17 protein-coding genes and 1 pseudogene are annotated in these 16,996 nt (G+C 57.2%); 9 read left to right on the top strand and 9 right to left on the bottom strand.

What is annotated here, in order from left to right:
- Positions 1 to 319 precede the first annotated feature (319 nt).
- The 3 genes from hemE (at position 320) to rho (ending at position 3,334) form a co-directional block, all read left to right on the top strand.
- Complete coding sequence (gene hemE / locus HUS57_RS13305; RefSeq protein ID WP_173934390.1) at positions 320 to 1,339, top strand: uroporphyrinogen decarboxylase; 1,020 nt, start codon at positions 320 to 322, stop codon at positions 1,337 to 1,339.
- Entirely contained in the window at positions 1,336 to 1,869 is a 534-nt protein-coding gene (gene hemJ, locus HUS57_RS13300) for a protoporphyrinogen oxidase HemJ (RefSeq protein ID WP_173934389.1), read from the top strand. Before hemE ends, hemJ begins: the two co-directional genes overlap by 4 nt.
- A gap of 199 nt (positions 1,870 to 2,068) precedes the next feature.
- Entirely contained in the window at positions 2,069 to 3,334 is a 1,266-nt protein-coding gene (rho, locus tag HUS57_RS13295) for a transcription termination factor Rho (RefSeq protein ID WP_173934388.1), read from the top strand.
- A 95-nt stretch (positions 3,335 to 3,429) separates the two neighbouring features.
- Here the strand turns inward: rho and HUS57_RS18010 are convergent.
- From HUS57_RS18010 to HUS57_RS13285, 4 genes and pseudogenes are all read right to left on the bottom strand, one after another.
- Positions 3,430 to 4,187: pseudogene (locus HUS57_RS18010) on the bottom strand (transposase); the annotation flags it as partial.
- Between the two features lie 88 nt (positions 4,188 to 4,275).
- Positions 4,276 to 4,455, bottom strand: coding sequence for a hypothetical protein (locus HUS57_RS18005; protein WP_246727873.1), 180 nt, complete (start codon positions 4,453 to 4,455; stop codon positions 4,276 to 4,278).
- A gap of 3 nt (positions 4,456 to 4,458) precedes the next feature.
- A complete protein-coding gene (locus tag HUS57_RS18000) occupies positions 4,459 to 4,674 on the bottom strand; it encodes a hypothetical protein (protein WP_246727872.1) in 216 nt (71 codons plus the stop codon).
- A 71-nt stretch (positions 4,675 to 4,745) separates the two neighbouring features.
- Positions 4,746 to 6,767, bottom strand: coding sequence for a thioredoxin domain-containing protein (locus HUS57_RS13285; RefSeq protein WP_173934386.1), 2,022 nt, complete (start codon positions 6,765 to 6,767; stop codon positions 4,746 to 4,748).
- Positions 6,768 to 6,818: 51 nt separating this feature from the next.
- Between HUS57_RS13285 and mnmE the strand changes: the two genes are divergently transcribed.
- The 5 genes from mnmE to HUS57_RS13260 all read left to right on the top strand — a co-directional run bounded on the left by mnmE (position 6,819) and on the right by HUS57_RS13260 (position 12,508).
- Entirely contained in the window at positions 6,819 to 8,135 is a 1,317-nt protein-coding gene (gene mnmE, locus HUS57_RS13280; RefSeq protein ID WP_173934385.1) for a tRNA uridine-5-carboxymethylaminomethyl(34) synthesis GTPase MnmE, read from the top strand.
- A 153-nt stretch (positions 8,136 to 8,288) separates the two neighbouring features.
- A complete protein-coding gene (mnmG, locus tag HUS57_RS13275; protein WP_173934384.1) occupies positions 8,289 to 10,157 on the top strand; it encodes a tRNA uridine-5-carboxymethylaminomethyl(34) synthesis enzyme MnmG in 1,869 nt (622 codons plus the stop codon).
- Positions 10,154 to 10,786 carry a 16S rRNA (guanine(527)-N(7))-methyltransferase RsmG gene (rsmG, locus tag HUS57_RS13270; RefSeq protein ID WP_173934383.1) on the top strand — a complete coding sequence of 211 codons (633 nt, stop codon included), beginning with the start codon at positions 10,154 to 10,156 and terminating at the stop codon, positions 10,784 to 10,786. The genes mnmG and rsmG overlap by 4 nt, the downstream gene beginning before the upstream one ends.
- 34 nt (positions 10,787 to 10,820) lie before the next feature.
- Positions 10,821 to 11,615 carry a ParA family protein gene (locus HUS57_RS13265; protein WP_173934382.1) on the top strand — a complete coding sequence of 265 codons (795 nt, stop codon included), beginning with the start codon at positions 10,821 to 10,823 and terminating at the stop codon, positions 11,613 to 11,615.
- Positions 11,616 to 11,641: 26 nt separating this feature from the next.
- Complete coding sequence (locus HUS57_RS13260) at positions 11,642 to 12,508, top strand: ParB/RepB/Spo0J family partition protein (protein WP_173934381.1); 867 nt, start codon at positions 11,642 to 11,644, stop codon at positions 12,506 to 12,508.
- Between the two features lie 31 nt (positions 12,509 to 12,539).
- Here the strand turns inward: HUS57_RS13260 and HUS57_RS13255 are convergent, their stop codons facing one another.
- Together HUS57_RS13255 and HUS57_RS13250 are read right to left on the bottom strand one after the other, a co-directional pair.
- Positions 12,540 to 13,706, bottom strand: a complete 1,167-nt coding sequence (locus tag HUS57_RS13255) for a diphosphate--fructose-6-phosphate 1-phosphotransferase (protein WP_173934380.1) — start codon at positions 13,704 to 13,706, stop codon at positions 12,540 to 12,542.
- 183 nt (positions 13,707 to 13,889) lie between these two features.
- On the bottom strand, positions 13,890 to 14,717 hold the full coding sequence (locus HUS57_RS13250) for a ferredoxin--NADP reductase (RefSeq protein ID WP_173934379.1): 828 nt from the start codon (positions 14,715 to 14,717) through the stop codon (positions 13,890 to 13,892).
- Positions 14,718 to 15,070: 353 nt separating this feature from the next.
- Between HUS57_RS13250 and HUS57_RS13245 the strand changes: the two genes are divergently transcribed.
- Entirely contained in the window at positions 15,071 to 15,616 is a 546-nt protein-coding gene (locus tag HUS57_RS13245; protein WP_173934378.1) for a cell wall hydrolase, read from the top strand.
- A 114-nt stretch (positions 15,617 to 15,730) separates the two neighbouring features.
- Here HUS57_RS13245 and rpsP read toward each other — a convergent pair whose 3' ends face one another.
- The 3 genes from rpsP to HUS57_RS13230 are packed head-to-tail and all read right to left on the bottom strand — an operon-like array spanning position 15,731 to position 16,991.
- Positions 15,731 to 16,123, bottom strand: a complete 393-nt coding sequence (gene rpsP, locus HUS57_RS13240; RefSeq protein ID WP_173934377.1) for a 30S ribosomal protein S16 — start codon at positions 16,121 to 16,123, stop codon at positions 15,731 to 15,733.
- 32 nt (positions 16,124 to 16,155) lie between these two features.
- On the bottom strand, positions 16,156 to 16,632 hold the full coding sequence (locus HUS57_RS13235) for a GNAT family N-acetyltransferase (RefSeq protein ID WP_246727871.1): 477 nt from the start codon (positions 16,630 to 16,632) through the stop codon (positions 16,156 to 16,158).
- Between the two features lie 32 nt (positions 16,633 to 16,664).
- Positions 16,665 to 16,991: a chorismate mutase gene (locus tag HUS57_RS13230; protein WP_173934375.1), complete on the bottom strand. Its 327-nt coding sequence runs from the start codon at positions 16,989 to 16,991 to the stop codon at positions 16,665 to 16,667.
- Between the last annotated feature and the right edge of the window lie 5 nt (positions 16,992 to 16,996).

Below are 16,996 nucleotides of genomic sequence, written 5' to 3'. Positions count from 1 at the left end.
GGCAATTCATCCACAGCCAGCAGCGCACCGGAAAAGCTTATGCGCCTGTTGAGAAATCTGTTGACGGCGGATTATATTCACATAAGGCGATGAAGGGCGCGCTCGGCACTGAACCGGTAAGAGCCTGCCTTCCTTCCGCTTTTTTCGTCGATCCACAGCATTATTCACAGAGGATGACGACGCGGCGCGGCAAAATGCGCGACCCGAAAACGCGCGGCAACGTGGACAGGTTTTAATCCACACTGCAAACAGACTCATAGAATCAGAATCCTCTTAAGGATTCATTTATTATCAAATAGGTGAGAACTGGACGGTGGTGATGAAACTCCTTGACGTGCTGAACGGACAAACCGTCTTTCCGCCACCCGTGTGGATGATGCGGCAAGCGGGCAGATACCTCCCGGAGTACAGGCAAACGCGCCAGAAGGCAGGAGGGTTCCTTGACCTTTGCTACAACCCGGATCTTGCCGTCGAGGTGACGCTGCAACCAATCCGCCGTTTCGGATTCGACGCCGCCATCCTCTTTTCTGATATTCTCGTCGTGCCGCACGCGCTTGGCCGCGATGTTCGCTTTGAAGAAGGCGTGGGTCCGCGGTTGACGCCGCTAAAGCAGGACGAGGTCGATAGCCTCGATGCATCCCGCTTTCACGAGAGATTGGCGCCCGTTTATGAAACGGTCAGACTATTGAGAAGCGAATTGCCGGCACAGACGGCTCTGATCGGCTTCTGCGGCGCGCCATGGACTGTGGCGACCTATATGATAGCCGGCCGAGGGACACCCGATCAGGCACCGGCACGGCTGTTCGGGCACTCCTTTCCGGACGTTCTGCAGCGCCTCTTGGATACTCTTGCGGACTATTCTTCCGAATATCTTATCCGCCAGATCGAAGCCGGAGCGGATGCGGTGCAGATATTCGATTCCTGGGCGGGTGTGCTGGACGAAGCGAGTTTCCATAACTGGTGCACGCGTCCCGTGGCGCGAATCGTTCAAAAGGTTCGGGAAAGATTCCCGCAAGTGCCGATCATCGGCTTTCCAAGGGGCGCGGGCGCTTACTATGCCAATTACCGCACAGAGACTGGCGTGACGGCGTTAGGGCTTGATTGGACGGTTTCATGGTTGCAGGCTCGGGAACTGCAAGCAAAGGGGCCTGTGCAGGGCAATCTGGATCCAATGAGGCTTCTTGCCGGCGGAAAGGCCCTTTCCGAAGGCGTTGAAGCTATTCTTGAGCAATTGGGTGGAGGTCCCCTGATCTTCAATCTGGGGCATGGAATCACACCGGAAACTCCGATAACGCATGTCGAAGCGATGGTCAGGCAGATACGGGAGAGCAAGCGGTGACGGTACAAACCGAAAGCGAAGGAAAACGTGCTGCAGGGCGCGCCACTGGCGCCCTGTTGGTATTCGCCGTCCTCACGGTCTTGCTATTCCTGGCGGCACCGGACGGGCTCTATCTCTGGATCAAGGCTCTGCACGTTATTGCCGTGATCGCCTGGATGGCGGGTATGCTCTACCTGCCGCGGCTCTTCGTCTATCACGCAGATACACCGGCTGGCTCCGGCCAGGCGGAAACCTTCAAGATTATGGAGCTCCGGCTACTTCGTTTCATCATCAACCCTGCGATGATTGTGACTTGGGTTCTGGGGCTCTGGCTCGGCTGGAAGGGTTTCGGCTTTTCCGGTGGGTGGCTGCACGCAAAGATTGCGGCGGTGATCCTTCTGTCGGGCTTGCACGGCTATCTTTCACGTGCGCAGCGAATGTTTGCGGCCGACAAGAACACCAAGTCTGCACGGCATTGGCGTCTGGTGAACGAAGTGCCTACGGTTCTGATGATCGTCATCGTCATACTGGTGATCGTGAAACCCTTCTGATGTGTCTGGCTCAAACAATTCCCTTTTGGCTGAATTCTGAAAGGAACTTGAAAAGGCTTCTTGCGCTTTCCTGGGCGGGACGATAAAAGAGGACTTCCTTCCTCCCTGTCCGGTACCGCATTCTCCCGATTTCCGGACGGCCGGTGTCCCATACCCAGCCATTTTCGGTACCCCCATGCTACATCCAGAGCCCGCACCCATGCAGGAAATGAAACTCCAGGAGTTGAAGAGCAAATCGCCGACGGATTTGATCGCGTTTGCCGAATCACTCGAAGTCGAGAATGCGAGCATCATGCGCAAACAGGAGCTGATGTTCGCCATCCTGAAGAAGCTTTCCACGCAGGAAATAGAGATCATCGGCGAGGGTGTCGTTGAGGTGCTGCAGGATGGCTTTGGATTCTTGCGATCAGCGACGGCAAACTATCTGCCCGGACCGGACGACATCTATATTTCACCCTCTCAGATCCGGCGCTTTTCCCTCAAGACCGGCGATACGGTTGAAGGGCCTATCCGCAGCCCCAAGGAAGGCGAACGCTATTTCGCACTGCTGAAGGTCAATACGATCAATTTCGAGGATCCGGAAAAGATCCGTCACAAGATCCACTTCGATAATCTGACGCCGCTTTATCCTAATGAACGGCTCAGAATGGAGATAGAGGATCCGACGACCAAGGATCTTTCTGCCCGGGTAATCGATCTGGTGGCGCCGTTGGGCAAAGGGCAGCGCGGGCTTATCGTTGCCCCGCCGCGCACCGGTAAGACGGTTCTTCTGCAGAATATCGCCCATTCGATCACCACGAATCATCCTGAATGCTTCCTGATCGTTCTGCTGATCGATGAGCGGCCGGAGGAGGTGACCGATATGCAGCGGTCGGTCAAGGGCGAGGTGATTTCATCGACATTCGACGAGCCGGCCTCGCGCCATGTGCAAGTAGCGGAGATGGTCATCGAAAAGGCCAAGCGCCTGGTCGAACACGGTCGCGACGTGGTCATTCTCCTCGATTCCATCACGCGGCTGGGGCGTGCCTATAACACGGTGGTTCCCTCCTCTGGCAAGGTCCTGACGGGCGGCGTGGATGCAAATGCACTGCAGCGCCCGAAGCGCTTTTTCGGTGCAGCGCGCAATATCGAAGAGGGTGGTTCGCTCACAATCATTGCGACGGCGCTCATCGACACCGGCAGCCGCATGGATGAGGTGATTTTCGAGGAGTTCAAAGGTACGGGTAACTCGGAAATCGTCCTCGACCGCAAGGTTGCCGACAAGCGCATCTATCCGGCAATGGACATCCTTAAATCCGGAACACGCAAGGAAGACTTGCTGGTTCCGCGCCAGGATCTTCAGAAGATCTTCGTTCTTCGCCGTATCCTTGCCCCCATGGGCACAACGGACGCCATCGAGTTCCTGATCGACAAGCTCAAGCAGACGAAGAACAATGCCGAGTTCTTCGATTCCATGAATACCTGACTCGCCTGTCTGGCCTTCCCTCAACCTCATCGGATCGTAACTTCAAGCCGTTACGACAGTAATCGAGCTTCGGGCCAAATCTTTTAGAGAGCGTGTCAGGTTTTGACGGAAGCGTCTCCGGCGTTTTCGAAGATATTTTGCGCATTCTCTAGGCTCGATAGTTGTGAGGAGGTGGCCGATATGCCGCCATGTTTCCCCGCCGGTTGGCTTTTGAGGGGCACGCATCCAGTGCTCGATTTTGCGAAGGACTGCTCGATCGAGATGGGGTGAGGATGGCGGCAGGAACCAGAGCGTTGCTCCTGCGGCTATTATCATCTTGTGCGACCCGAGATTGTCCATGACGATGAGGTCACCCGGTTCAAGTACCGGCACGAGTTGATGCTGACCATAAGCCCGGAAGCATTCGCTATTGATCGCCATCAAAGACGCAAGGAGCCGTCAACCGGTCCCAGCGCAGCGTGGCAAGGAAAGTAAGCATCTTCCAGTGGCCATGCGGGGCGAAGCCGCGCAGACGTTTGCACTTGGGGCATCCGCGCAATGGCCAATTTGGTTGATCGAGGTCTCGTCGATGAACATCAGCCGGTGGGGATCAAGCCCGGATTGGAAGGAACGCCAGCTCTGACGCCCGGCGGGTAATGTCGGCTCGAGCCTGCTCAAGGGCGAACAGCTTTTTTTTGAACCGCAGGCCCTGGGGCCGCAGAAACCGTCACACCGTGTGGCAGGACCCCTTCACCCCCCGTACTGCAAGTTCAGTCTTGCCTCCATGCAGCGTCAAATGCGATTTCTGGTAGATACGCTCCATGGTGAACGCCCCGTACGGTTCCAGAACCTGCTTGCGATCTCCGCCGATCTTTCTGCAATTATCGAAGGGATATCAGCGTCTTACAACGTCGATGCACAGATGATCGACTCCTCTTCGATCCGCGTCCACCAGCACGCTGTCAATGGTCAAAAAAGATGAACGATCTCGGTACATGGGTCGCTCGCGCGGCGGCGTGACCACCAAGATCCATGCTCTTGTCGACGCCGAAGCTCGTCCAATCCGTCTCAAGGTGACCGAAGGCCAGGCTCATGACGGTTGCGCTGCTGGCGACATGTTCGAAATGGTTGAGGCGGGCCACATTCTACTCGCCGACCGAGCCTATGACAGCGATGCTTTTTTGCATTGCCATGGCCGAACGGGGTGCGTGGGCCAACATCCGCGCCATGCCCAGCCGCGTAATAACCTTCCCTTTCAGCCCATGGGTCTGCCGCCAGCGCAATGCCGTCGAACGCTTTTTCACTTCAGAGCTGTGGCAGCCCAATACGACAAACGAGCGCGACAACTTCCCCGCGTCCATCCAACTCGCCTAATTTCGTATATGGTTGCGAGATTATGAGTCGCTTACCTTGAGAAGGTCGACCTCCCCGATCAGTCTCGCCATTGCGAGCGCAGGGCTGCTTCAAGCGTCACGGCGTCCCTGAATGGGGGAAGACAAGCCTGACCGATACAAAGCCATGCGCCGGATGCGGTCCTATCGATTGTAATTCCGAGCTGGCGTTCCGCGTCTTGTTCTTCCTCTCCGAGGATAATGTCGACGCGGCGAGGATCGGCGATCCGATTTGCTACTTTAACGAGCTCCTCATCTGGGTCGTAAATTAGCAATCTCAAAGGCCGTTCTGCAATTGCGGCGGCGTGTATAATGCCGGCTTGGCCGTAGGGCTGTTCTTTGGTACGGCGAAGTGCGTTCTCGGCGGTATGGATGGCACGTTCATAGATCGCGTGATCACCGCTTGCCGCCGAGAGCTGGATGAGAGCTACGATAATCTGGCTTGTGGCCGAGGGGACGGCGTCGTCCACGTCTCCTCGAATGCGAAGCGGGACATCCGTGCTGTCCGATGCCGTCAGGTAATATCCGCTTCCTTCCTGGTCCGCATGCCATCGGTCGAGCATTTCTGCCCATTTCATGGCTTGGTCTATTAGACCGTTGTCTTGAAGCGCTGCGTTCAGGGAAATAGCGGCAGAAATCATCGCCGCGTAGTCGCTCGCTATCGCGGGATAAAGCTTCCGCCCTTCCCTAATGCTGTGCGGAAGGCGGCCCTCTTCCATTGAATCGCGGATAAAGCGGAACGCGCGGTATGCAGCATCGATCCACTCTTGTTTCTGGAACTGCCGGCCGGCCAGAACGAGGGAAGATATTGTAATCCCGTTCCAGTCCACCAGTACCTTGTCGTCGCGGGCAGGTCGCTGCCGTCGCTCCCTTTGGAGGCGGAGCTTTTCCAGGAGGGTCTGAAGACGGTCCTCGTCCACCGGATCGAGAAGGTGTGGATTGTTAAGGCGGTTCAGAATGGGGTCTCCGTCCCACTCGGCGGGACTTGCCAGATCATAGACGCGCAGAAACACATCTGCCTTTGAGCCGAGAACGTCTTCGATCTCCGCCCTTGTCCAGAGGTAGAACTTTCCCTCCTCACCTTCAGAGTCTGCGTCAATGCTAGAAGCAAATCCTCCATGCCCGAGTTGCATTTCGCGGAGAAGCCATGACACCGTGTCTTTAACGCGCCGATGAAACAGATCATATCCTGTTTCTGCATAGGCGAAACAGCACAGGCGCACGAGTTGCGCGTTATCATAAAGCATCTTCTCGAAATGGGGTACGAGCCACATCGCATCCGTGGAGTATCGCGCAAGACCTCCACCCACGTGATCAAAGATGCCACCCGTCAACATGTGACGCAGTGTGCTGAGCACGGCGTCCCGATGCTGGGCTGTACGTCTTTCAAGCCAGTTGAGCCAAAGCACGTCCATGAAGGGAGCATTAGGGAACTTCGGCGCCCCCCGAATACCTCCATTCAGCGGATCGACCATGCCACCGATCCGTCCTGCAAGCTCCGCAAGAGGTGAAGGGCCATCGCCCGCGGCTGTAGCTGCCGAATCCAATTGGCTGTGAACGTGAGCCGTCAGCTTCTCGGCGCTGCGAAGAAGTTCCGGCTGCTTCTCACGCCATGCAGTATGGACAGCATTCAACACCTGTATGAAGCCCGGTCGCCCAAACCGGGGCTGTTTTGGAAAATAGGTTCCTCCCCAAAAAGGTTGTGCATCGGGTGTCAAGAACATCGTCAGAGGCCAGCCGCCCTGCTCGCCGGTTGCGGACAATGCGGTCATGTAAATTTGATCTATATCCGGCCTTTCTTCACGATCCACCTTGATATTAACGAAGAGACGGTTCATGACATCGGCAACTTCTGCATCCTCAAAAGACTCATGCGCCATGACATGGCACCAATGGCAGGCGGCATAACCGATGGAAAGAAGGATTGGCCTGTTCAACCTTTTTGCTTCTTCGAGTGCCTCCGCGCTCCAGGGTCTCCAGTGCACAGGGTTATCCTTGTGCTGCAGAAGGTAGGGGCTGGTCTGCTCGCCGAGCAGGTTTCGCTTTGGGAGTTTCACGGTCATCTCCATATCGCCGCCCTTCAGAAGGGTAGAGCGCACTGCACCTGAGATCAAATGCTTGTTCGCGATACAATCTTCGCTCTTTCCAGCGGCGGACTGCCTTCCGGCGTTGCGATCGTGCGTATGTCTGGTCCCGATACGCGCCTGATTCTGGAAAGTCTCGCTGGCCACATCCCCCCACCGCGCAAGGCGGTGCTAACGGATTTCCGGGATCAAGGCGGTATCCTCCTGGATCGCGGTCTCTGTCTATTCTTTCCTGGCCCTGCGAGCTTTACGGGCGAGGATTGTGGAGAGTTGCACTTGCATGGGGGTCGTGCTGTCGTCGCGGCAATGCTGCGCACGTTAGCCTCATTTCCATCGCTCCGAGCAGCAGATCCCGGCGAGTTTACAAAGCGTGCTTTTCTGAACGGCAAGATCGACCTGACCGGTGCCGAGGCGCTTTCCGATCTAATCTCGTCCGAGACCGAGGCACAGCGGCGTTTTGCGCTGGCGAATAGCACTGAGCGGCATCAGCAGCTATACGAGAGTTGGCGGCAACGGCTTATCCGAGCGCGAGCCATGATCGAGGCAGAGCTGGATTTTGCCGATGAGGCGGATATTCCAGACTCGGTTGGCGAAACGATCTGGGAGGATGTTCGCGAGCTCCGGGCTGAGATTACTGGCCACGCGAAGGAATACCATTATTCCGAGATTATCCGTGAAGGCTTCCAAGTCGTTATCCTGGGGGCGCCTAATGCGGGAAAATCCAGTCTTCTCAATGCCCTCGCCCGCCGTGACGTCGCGATTGTCACTGACGTGCCTGGAACGACGCGGGATATCCTGGAGGTCTCTCTTGATTTGGGAGGCGTCAAGGTTGTCCTTTCCGATACGGCTGGCATCCGCGATGCGACCGAACAGGTTGAAGCGATGGGGATAGAACGTTCGTTGCGCAAGGCAGCAGAGGCGGATCTCATCCTCTTGCTGGAGGATGCTGCAAACCCTATCGCCTTTGACGGCCTCCCCGCAAAGCCAACGTTAAAGATAGGCAGCAAAGCTGACCTCATCTTGAAGAAAGAGGATGCCAGCTATGATCTGCTGGTTTCAGCCGAGACCGGAGAAGGGCTCGACTCTCTTACGCAGCGTCTCAAAGAGACATGCAAGAAAGCGCTTGAGGGTAGCAGCGATACATTACCGTTTCGGGCACGGCATGTTGTTCTTCTGAATGAAGCGATCGCGGCGCTTGAGAAGGCACTATTGCGGGATCAAACAGCGCTCGAATTGAGAGCCGAAGACCTGCGCGTCGCATCGCATGCACTTGGCCGGATTCATGGTGCGATTGATGTGGAGGACCTGCTGGACGCTATCTTCTCCACCTTCTGCATCGGCAAATGACTCACGTGAAACATTGCCGCCATTGTTGCGGCAGTGACTCACGTGAAACAATTTCAGCGCTCAGGCTGCATCCCTCAGTTTCACGTGAAACGGAACAGGGTCTTGACTGGTAGGCGACTTGTGCGCATCTGAGACGCGGCGATCGAGGACAATATGATTGATGTGTTTGATGTTGTAGTCATCGGAGGTGGACACGCCGGTTGTGAAGCTGCGGCCGCGGCTGCGCGGACCGGTGCATCGACCGCCCTTATCACCCTGCGCCAAGACACGATCGGCGTTATGTCATGCAATCCTGCCATTGGCGGAATTGGCAAGGGGCAGCTTGTTCGCGAGATCGATGCATTGGATGGGCTCATGGGTCGGGTTGCAGACGCTGCCGGAATCCAGTTTCGCGTCTTGAACCGTCGCAAAGGCCCCGCTGTGCGCGGCCCTCGCACGCAAGCTGATCGCCGTCTCTACCGGCAGGCGATGCAGGCGGCTATTGCCGAGCAGGAGAATCTCTCAGTAATCGAAGCCGAGGCGCACGATATCGGCATTGAGGACGGTCGTGTCACGCACATTGTAATATCCGGAGAACGACGAATTGAATGCGGTGCAGTCGTTCTCACCACCGGTACATTCCTTCGTGGTTTGATACATATCGGCGAGAAGAAAATTCCCGCCGGGCGGATGAACGAACCTGCCGCTCTTCGCCTTTCGGCCTCGATGGAGGCCGCAGGGTTCGCTCTGGGTCGTCTTAAAACAGGTACGCCCGCCAGACTGGATGGTCGTACGATCAATTGGGAGGGTCTGGATCGACAGGAAGCCGATCCAGACCCTCAGCCTTTCTCGCTTCTGACCGACAGGATCAGCAATCCGCAAATTTTCTGCGGCATCACGCGAACAACGAAGGAAACGCACCGGATTATCCGTGATAATCTCGGGCGGTCGGCCTTATACTCCGGGGCTATTGAGGGGATCGGGCCGCGTTACTGTCCCTCCATCGAGGACAAGATCGTCAAGTTCAGCGATCGGGACAGCCATCAGATATTCCTGGAGCCGGAAGGGCTTGATGACCATACCATCTATCCTAACGGCGTATCCAGTTCTCTGCCTGAGGATGTGCAGCGCGCATTTTTAAGGACCATACCCGGGCTCGAGCACGCACGCGTGCTGCAGCCTGGCTATGCGATAGAATACGACCATGTGGATCCGCGCGAGCTTGATCCCACACTGGAGACGCGGCGGGTCAAGGGATTGTTTCTGGCAGGGCAGATCAATGGAACCACAGGCTATGAAGAGGCGGCTGCGCAAGGCATCATTGCCGGCGTGAACGCGGCTCGTGTGGCTGGCGGGGGAATGTGCGTAACGTTGAGCCGAGCGGATGCATATATTGGCGTCATGATTGATGACCTTGTGACGCGCGGTGTTACCGAACCATATCGCATGTTTACTTCGCGGGCTGAATTTCGCTTATCGCTTCGCGCCGACAATGCCGATAGCCGCCTCACGCCCCGAGCTATTGAATGGGGCATCGCCTCATCTGGTCGGGAGGAGCGCTTTACGGCCGCCGAGAAGGCATTGGATGACGCGCGTCGACTCGTGTGCTCTTTCAGCCTTACGCCGAACGAAGCGTCCCGTTATGGAATTGCCCTCAATCACGACGGTATCCGACGCAACGCCTACGATCTTCTTGCTTATCCTGATCTTTCACTTGAGCGGCTTGCAGCAATCTGGCCGGAGCTCAAGGACATCCAAACAAATGTTGGCGAGCGGCTGGAGACCGAAGCACGGTACGCCGTGTATCTGGAACGACAGGAAACCGACGCAGAACGGGTTCGCCGTGACGAAGCTCTGGAGATTCCGGGGACGATAAGCTACCGGAATGTTCCTGGGCTTTCACGGGAGTTGCAGGATAAGCTGGATGCTCGCCGCCCTCGAACACTTGCGGAAGCTCAGCGTGTCGATGGTATGACGCCAGCTGCGCTCGCTCTTATTCTTGTTGCGGCGCGGCAGGCAGAGCGGAGAACGGGTTCAGCATGAGTGCTGATCGATTTTCAGCATTGCAGTCTGTTTCCGGCCCAGTTTCACGTGAAACATATGTCAAGTTGGAAGCCTTTGCCGAGTCATTTTCACGCTGGAATAAACGTATAAATCTCGTGGCTTCCTCGACGATTCCAGATCTGTGGGAGCGCCACATACTGGATAGCGCCCAGTTGCTTGCTCATGCCCGTGATGCATTGCGATGGTTGGACCTCGGTTCCGGTGGCGGGTTTCCGGGGGCTATCATGGCGATACTTCTGCAAGATAGACCGGGCGCACATGTTGATCTGGTAGAAAGTAACCGGAAGAAGGCGGCATTCCTGCAAACAGCTCTGGCCGCGGCTGGGGCGCCCGCCTTGGTGCACGCGCGGCGGATTGAGGACTGTCATGGTCTGATACCAGCCCCTGAGATTATCACTGCCCGGGCGCTGGCCCCGCTGAACCGACTTCTGCCTCTCATCGAGCCGTGGATAGCGCGGGACACCCGCGCGCTCTTGCACAAAGGGCGGGATTATCAGAGGGAAATTGAAGAATGCCGTGTCGCCTGGCTTTTTGATCTGGTAGAACATCCCAGCAAGGCTGGAGGCGATGGCGTGATTCTTGATATTACGAATCTCCGTCGCCTATGATGCAGCCGCAGGTCGGGAATATTCGGTCGGGGCTATGAGCAAGCCATCACGCATTATCACCGTGGCAAACCAGAAGGGTGGGGTCGGGAAAACGACAACAGCAATTAATCTAGCCACGGCATTGGCCGCGATCGGCGAGAAGGTTCTTATTGTAGACCTCGACCCCCAGGGAAATGCCAGCACCGGTCTCGGCATTGAGCGGCAGGCGAGGGTGATCTCTTCATACGACGTGTTGACGGGCGCAACGAACATTCGCAGCGCGGCCGTTGCAACGGCGGTACCCGGCTTGGCAATCATTCCATCAACGCTGGATCTGCTTGGTATTGAGATGGAAATCTCCAATGCTTCGGATCGGGTCTTGAAGTTGCGAAAAGCCTTGCGCAACGCGGAGGGAGGTATCGATTACTCCTACGTCCTCATCGACTGTCCGCCATCGTTGAACCTTCTTACTCTGAATGCTATGGCGGCGGCCGATTCCGTGCTTGTGCCCCTGCAATGCGAGTTCTTTGCTTTGGAGGGGTTGAGCCAACTGCTTGAAACAGTCGAGCAGATAAGGGCTTCCATTAACCCGTTGCTAACCATACAAGGCATCGTTCTCACGATGTTCGATCGGCGGAACAATCTGGCAAACCAGGTGGTGGAGGACGTGCGAGCCCATATGGGTGACACGGTATATGAGACCGTCATACCGCGGAATGTGCGCGTCTCTGAGGCGCCTTCCTACGGCAAGCCCGCGATCCTGTACGATTTGAAGTGCTCCGGAAGCCAAGCTTATCTTCAACTCGCGTCGGAAGTCATTCGCCGCGAACGGCGGCTGCGCGCCGCATAATTGTCCGGCAGAACAAGGGGTAGGGTATGAATGATGATCCTTCGCGCAAGCGCCTCGGCCGAGGACTGGCGGCGCTGATCGGTGAGATCGACAAGCCCGCGAGTATAAGGCAGGAAGTGGTTCGGCCCGATAGCCGGGTTCCTATTGAGTTCATTTCTCCCAATCCCCGCAATCCGCGCCGCAATTTTGCTGAAGCGGAGCTGGCAGATCTTGCCCAGTCGATACGCGAGCACGGCATCGTGCAGCCGGTGGTTGTACGCCCCGCTTCGGCCGCGAGCCGCTATGAAATTATAGCCGGGGAGCGCCGCTGGCGGGCTGCGCAACGGGCTGGACTATCCGAAATCCCGGTCATTATTCGCGAGGTGGACGACAAGGCCGCGCTTGAGCTTGCCATTATAGAGAATGTCCAGCGCGCTGATCTCAATCCTCTGGAGGAAGCACGCGGCTATGAGCAACTCATGGAGGAGCACAATTACACGCAGGCGGATCTTGGCCAGGTGATTGGCAAGAGCCGCAGCCATGTGGCCAATACACTGCGCCTTCTAAAATTGCCACCATCCGTTAGCGACCTTATCATCGACGGCTCGCTCACCGCGGGTCACGCCAGGACACTCGTCAATGCGGAAGACCCTGTGGGCCTCGCCAAGCGCATTATCGAAGAAGGTCTTTCCGTACGCCAAGCGGAAGCATTGGCGAGCCAGACCAATGCAGAGGCGCCTTCGAAGGCTGAGCCGCGACAGAAAGATCCGGATACGCTGGCCCTTGAGAAGCTGCTCAGCGATCATACGGGCTTAAAGGTAGCCATAAACCACAAGAACAAGGGCGGCGAGCTTCGTATCGCCTATCGGACGCTCGAACAGCTTGACGAGCTCTGCAGGCTGCTTCAGAGGTAGGGGAACGGCGCTTTTTACCGGCGATCATTTCTCAAGTGAACGGCGGCGCAGGCTGATATTTCCGTGGCAATAGCCTGGAGAGATACGCAAGTCCAGCCTCCGTCAGGCCGCTTTCGTCTTCGTGGAGAAAGTCGTGGGGCATCTGCCTCGTTCTGCCAGCCACGCTCGAGAGTGGCACCAGCTTGCAGCGGGTCTCCTTGCCGTTCCATTGCAATGCGACAGAGCCCCCACCCTTTTCCATTGCCTCTATGGCATATTGTCCGGCTTCGAACGCTTCCCTCGCATCGGTCGCGTTGATGGTGGCGATATTGCCGCGCGGCAGGTAACCAAACGTGTCTACCCGCGCTCGCCTTCCAGGTAGCTCCTCTGCCAGGATGTGCTCAATGGTCTGCCCAAGATCGCTGCCGGAAAGGCGCAGATTGCCATGCTGATCTCGCTCCTGAAGTTCCGGCGGCACCAACGTTTCAACCAACGAGCGGCCGTCAGCGGTGGAGACGCCCTCCGACATCGCCACGATGCAGCGCCCGTGGCGCGCGAACGTCGCCTTCACATCTTCAACGAAACTTGCGCGCTCGAACGGACGCTCAGGAACATAGATGAGGTGTGGACCTGCTTCTTCGCCCAGCGACCAGGCCGCGGCCGAGGCGGTAAGAAAACCCGAATGTCGGCCCATAACGATCCCAACATAGATCCCCGGCAGCGCCATGAAATCCAGATCTATGCTGAGGAATGCGCCCGCCACGAACTCGGCCGCCGAAATGAAACCGGGTGTATGATCGTTCTCTTCCAGATCATTGTCGATGGTCTTGGGCGCGTGAACGCAGGTAATTCGCCCGCCGGAAGCTTCATTCAGAAGCTGTTGGGTGCCTGCTGTGTCGTTGCCCCCAATATAGATGAAGCCGTCGGCTCCTACCTCCGTGAGTCCCTTCACAATGGCTTCGCAATAGGCTTCGTCGGGCTTGTCCCGGGTACTGCCCAAGGCGGCACTGGGCGTCCCGGCAATTGCTCGCAAGCGCTCTTCCGGCAGGTCAGAAAGCATAACAAGGCGATTATCCCGAACGCCCCTTACCCCGTGGAGCGCACCTAGAACCCTGGCTTTCGGAAAGCGTCTGCGGGCCTCCAGAACCGCGCCGGCGACGGTCTGGTTGATGACGGCTGTGGGCCCTCCACCTTGTGCAATGACGAATGTCTCGCCCATGGCTAACCGTCCGCTGGAAACCGGCGTCTGAAGACGATATGCGGCGCAACTAACATAAGACAAGAGGCAGCAGCCGCACGGTCCCGAATAAGGCTGGCTTGGTCCACTGCTTCCCACGCAATTGCCGGTGGCAACTCCTCACTATAGCAGATGACGTCGAGGCGTCGCTGATTTCTTGGGTTATCACCCGACGAAGGCTCGCTCCACCACAAAGTCGGCGGGAACGGCATTGGAGCCTTCCTTCAGCCCCGCTTTCTCAACCAGAGCCTTCACATCCTTGATCATGGCGATCGAACCGCAGATCATCACGCGATCCGTTGTGGGGTCGAATGGGGGAGTCCCCAGGGTTTTGAAGAGAGCGCCACTCTCGATCCAGCTTGTAATGCGGCCCTGACTGCCAGAGGCCTCGCGGGTTGTTGAGGTGAAGTGCTGCAGCCGCCCCTCGGTCAGTTCGCCGATCAGCGGGTCTTCTCGCGTGGCTGCGATCAACTCTTCGCCATATGTCAATTCCGCCAGATCTCGACAGGTATGGGTGAGGACGATCTGGTCAAACTTTTCATAGGTCTCCGGGTCGCGTACGAGGCTTGCAAAGGGTGCAATTCCGGTGCCAGTGGAGATCATGTAGAGGCGCCTGCCCGGCGTAAGCGCATCGAGCACCAGCGTGCCCGTCGGCTTCTGCCTCATGAGGATGGTATCGCCCGCTTTGATCTTTTGCAGGTGCTGAGTCAGAGGCCCATCAGCCACCTTGATCGAGAAGAACTCAAGTTCTTCGTCCCAAGCCGGGCTTGCCATCGAATAGGCTCGAAACACAGGCTTCTCAGCATTCGGCAGCCCAATCATCACGAACTCGCCTGAGCGGAAGCGAAAGGACCGTGGCCTCGTAATGCGAAAGGCAAAGAGCCGATCGGTATAATGTTTTACGGAAACGACGCGTTCCGCATAGACGCCGGCTGGAATGGGGAACTCCAGCCTGTCAGAGTTTTCAGTGTCGCGCAGCACGGCAGTGTTCATTCCGATATTCCTGGCTCTGCTTTTATATGCCTGCTGGACCTTCGTAAAATCATTAGTATGCAAATGAGTTCCCGACAAGGCCCCACATCGCTACACCTATGCCATCTATCCGGCGCATTAAAGGTCTGGCATTTCTGTTTAGGGCTATAGAGGAGAAAAGCTCGCTGCTTTCCGAAGCGGAGCTTTCGGTCGTGTGACGCAAGCAAGCGGCTGACTTTAAGAGTAAAGCAGTCACTGCATACAAGACCGCCCTCTCCATGCCCGGGAATTTCCACGTTTCTGCCCCATCCATTCCCCCCTGACGCCCCATTGGTGGCTCAAGAGGGGAAAAAAAGGCCAACAGGGTTGGGGCAATGCAGAAGAAGCTTTTGGGCGGTGTGACCGCCATCGGCATGGCATGCGCGCTTCTCGTCGCGCAGTCAGCGGCTGCGAATGCTGGACGTATCGTGGCGGAGATCAAGGACAGTTCCGTCTATCGCAGCTACAATTCGGAAATCGAGTGCCTGGCGACCGCGATTTATTTCGAGGCAAGGGGCGAACCCGTCTCTGGTCAGAACGCTGTCGCCAAGGTCATTCTTAATCGCGTCAAGAGTCAGTTTTATCCTGATACCGTCTGCGACGTGGTGTATCAGAACAGTCACCGGCGCAATGCATGCCAGTTCTCCTTTGCGTGCGACGGCTCAGGCAATCCCATTACAGATCCCGAGGCTTACAAGAAAGCTGAGGCCATAGCGCGAAAGATCTTCGCTTGCGACGATCGCGGCTGCCCGGAAGTCTTGCGGCCGATCCAGCGCTCCACGCATTATCATGCCGACTACGTTAGTCCGCGCTGGGCCAAGAAGCTGGAGAAAACGGGCAAGATCGGGCGCCATATCTTCTACTATACGGCGACCATGTAGCGGCCTGTATACGGCGACCATGTAGCGGCCTGGCTTCCACACCCATATTCTAGATGCATTAGGAAATGGCGGGCCGAAGCCCGCCATTTTCGTTCTCAAGCTCCGCTGGTGTGATCAGCTTGCGGCCTCTTCGCCCGCGCTCTCAGCGGCCTCTGCAGCTGCGGCCTTGGCTTCCTCCTCCGCCTGCCGCGCGGCGGCAATTCGCTCCTGCGCCTTCTTGCCAGGCTCGGCTTTCTTAGGATTGCTGCGCTCGGGCCGCTTGGCGATGCCGGCCTGATCAAGGAAGCGCAGCACGCGATCGGTGGGCAAAGCGCCATGCCCGAGCCAGTACTGGATCCGTTCCTCGTTAAGCTTTACGCGCTCTGCATCCTTCGGAAGCATGGGGTTCCATGAGCCGAGCTGTTCGATGAAGCGGCCATCGCGCGGCGCGCGAATGTCAGCCACCACAATGTGGTAGTAGGGGCGCTTTTTCGACCCTGCACGGGCCAGTCGGATTTTCAGTGCCATGAATAGAGTTCCTTTCGATGATGGCGTTGAATTCAGGTCGGCAGGATGTGCCTGAAACGCAGGCGCGGTTCGCCACGCAGCGTGGTGGGCGGCAATGGCACCCCGCCAAGCCGTTTGATGACGGCCTGGGAAGCCAGATTTTCGGGATGAACGAAGCTCATCAGTGGCGGCAGACGAAGCTCATGTGCAGCCCATATCTGCACGCGTCGGGCCGCTTCGGTGGCGAAGCCATTCCCTTCGAAGCCCGCATAGAGGCCCCAGGCAAGTTCCGGCTCGTCGATATAGGGCGGCTTCCAGAGGCCCGCATAGCCAGCGACTTGGTCACCTTCCTTAACGGCAATGGCGAAAATGCCGTAGCCGTTGAGGCTCCATTCGCCCGACATGGCGGCAAAGGCTGTCCAGGCTTCCCATTCCTCGCGCGGTCCGCCGAGATAACGCATGCGCTCCCGATCGGCTGCGAAAGCCGCATAGGCGGGGAAGTCCTCATTCCTCCATCGGCGCAGGATCAAGCGTTCGCTTTTGAGGACCGGTATCATTAGCGTCAGACTTTCTGCTCCAGCGGAGCCGTGTGCTTCACTGCGATGGCCTCGTGATGGCGGATTACTTCGCGAGCAATGAAGGTCAGTATCTTCTCGGCAAAATCCGGATCGAGATTTGCTTCATCGGCGAGCCGGCGCAGACGGGAGATCTGCTCCTGTTCCCGCGCCGGGTCCGCTGCCGGCATGTTGTTCTCGGCCTTCAGCTTGCCCACTGCCTTCGTGCAGCGGAAACGTTCCGCCAGGACGTGGATCAATGCCGCGTCGAGATTATCGATCGAGGCTCGCAACTCAAGAAGCCGCACACGGGCAGTATCTGACTCGCTGCTCATCTGTC

The organism is Chelativorans sp. Marseille-P2723 (assembly GCF_902809845.1).
GTDB lineage: Bacteria > Pseudomonadota > Alphaproteobacteria > Rhizobiales > Rhizobiaceae > Chelativorans.
The sequence above is the reverse complement of the archived record's forward strand: the minus strand, read 5'-3'. Positions and strand labels throughout refer to the sequence as shown.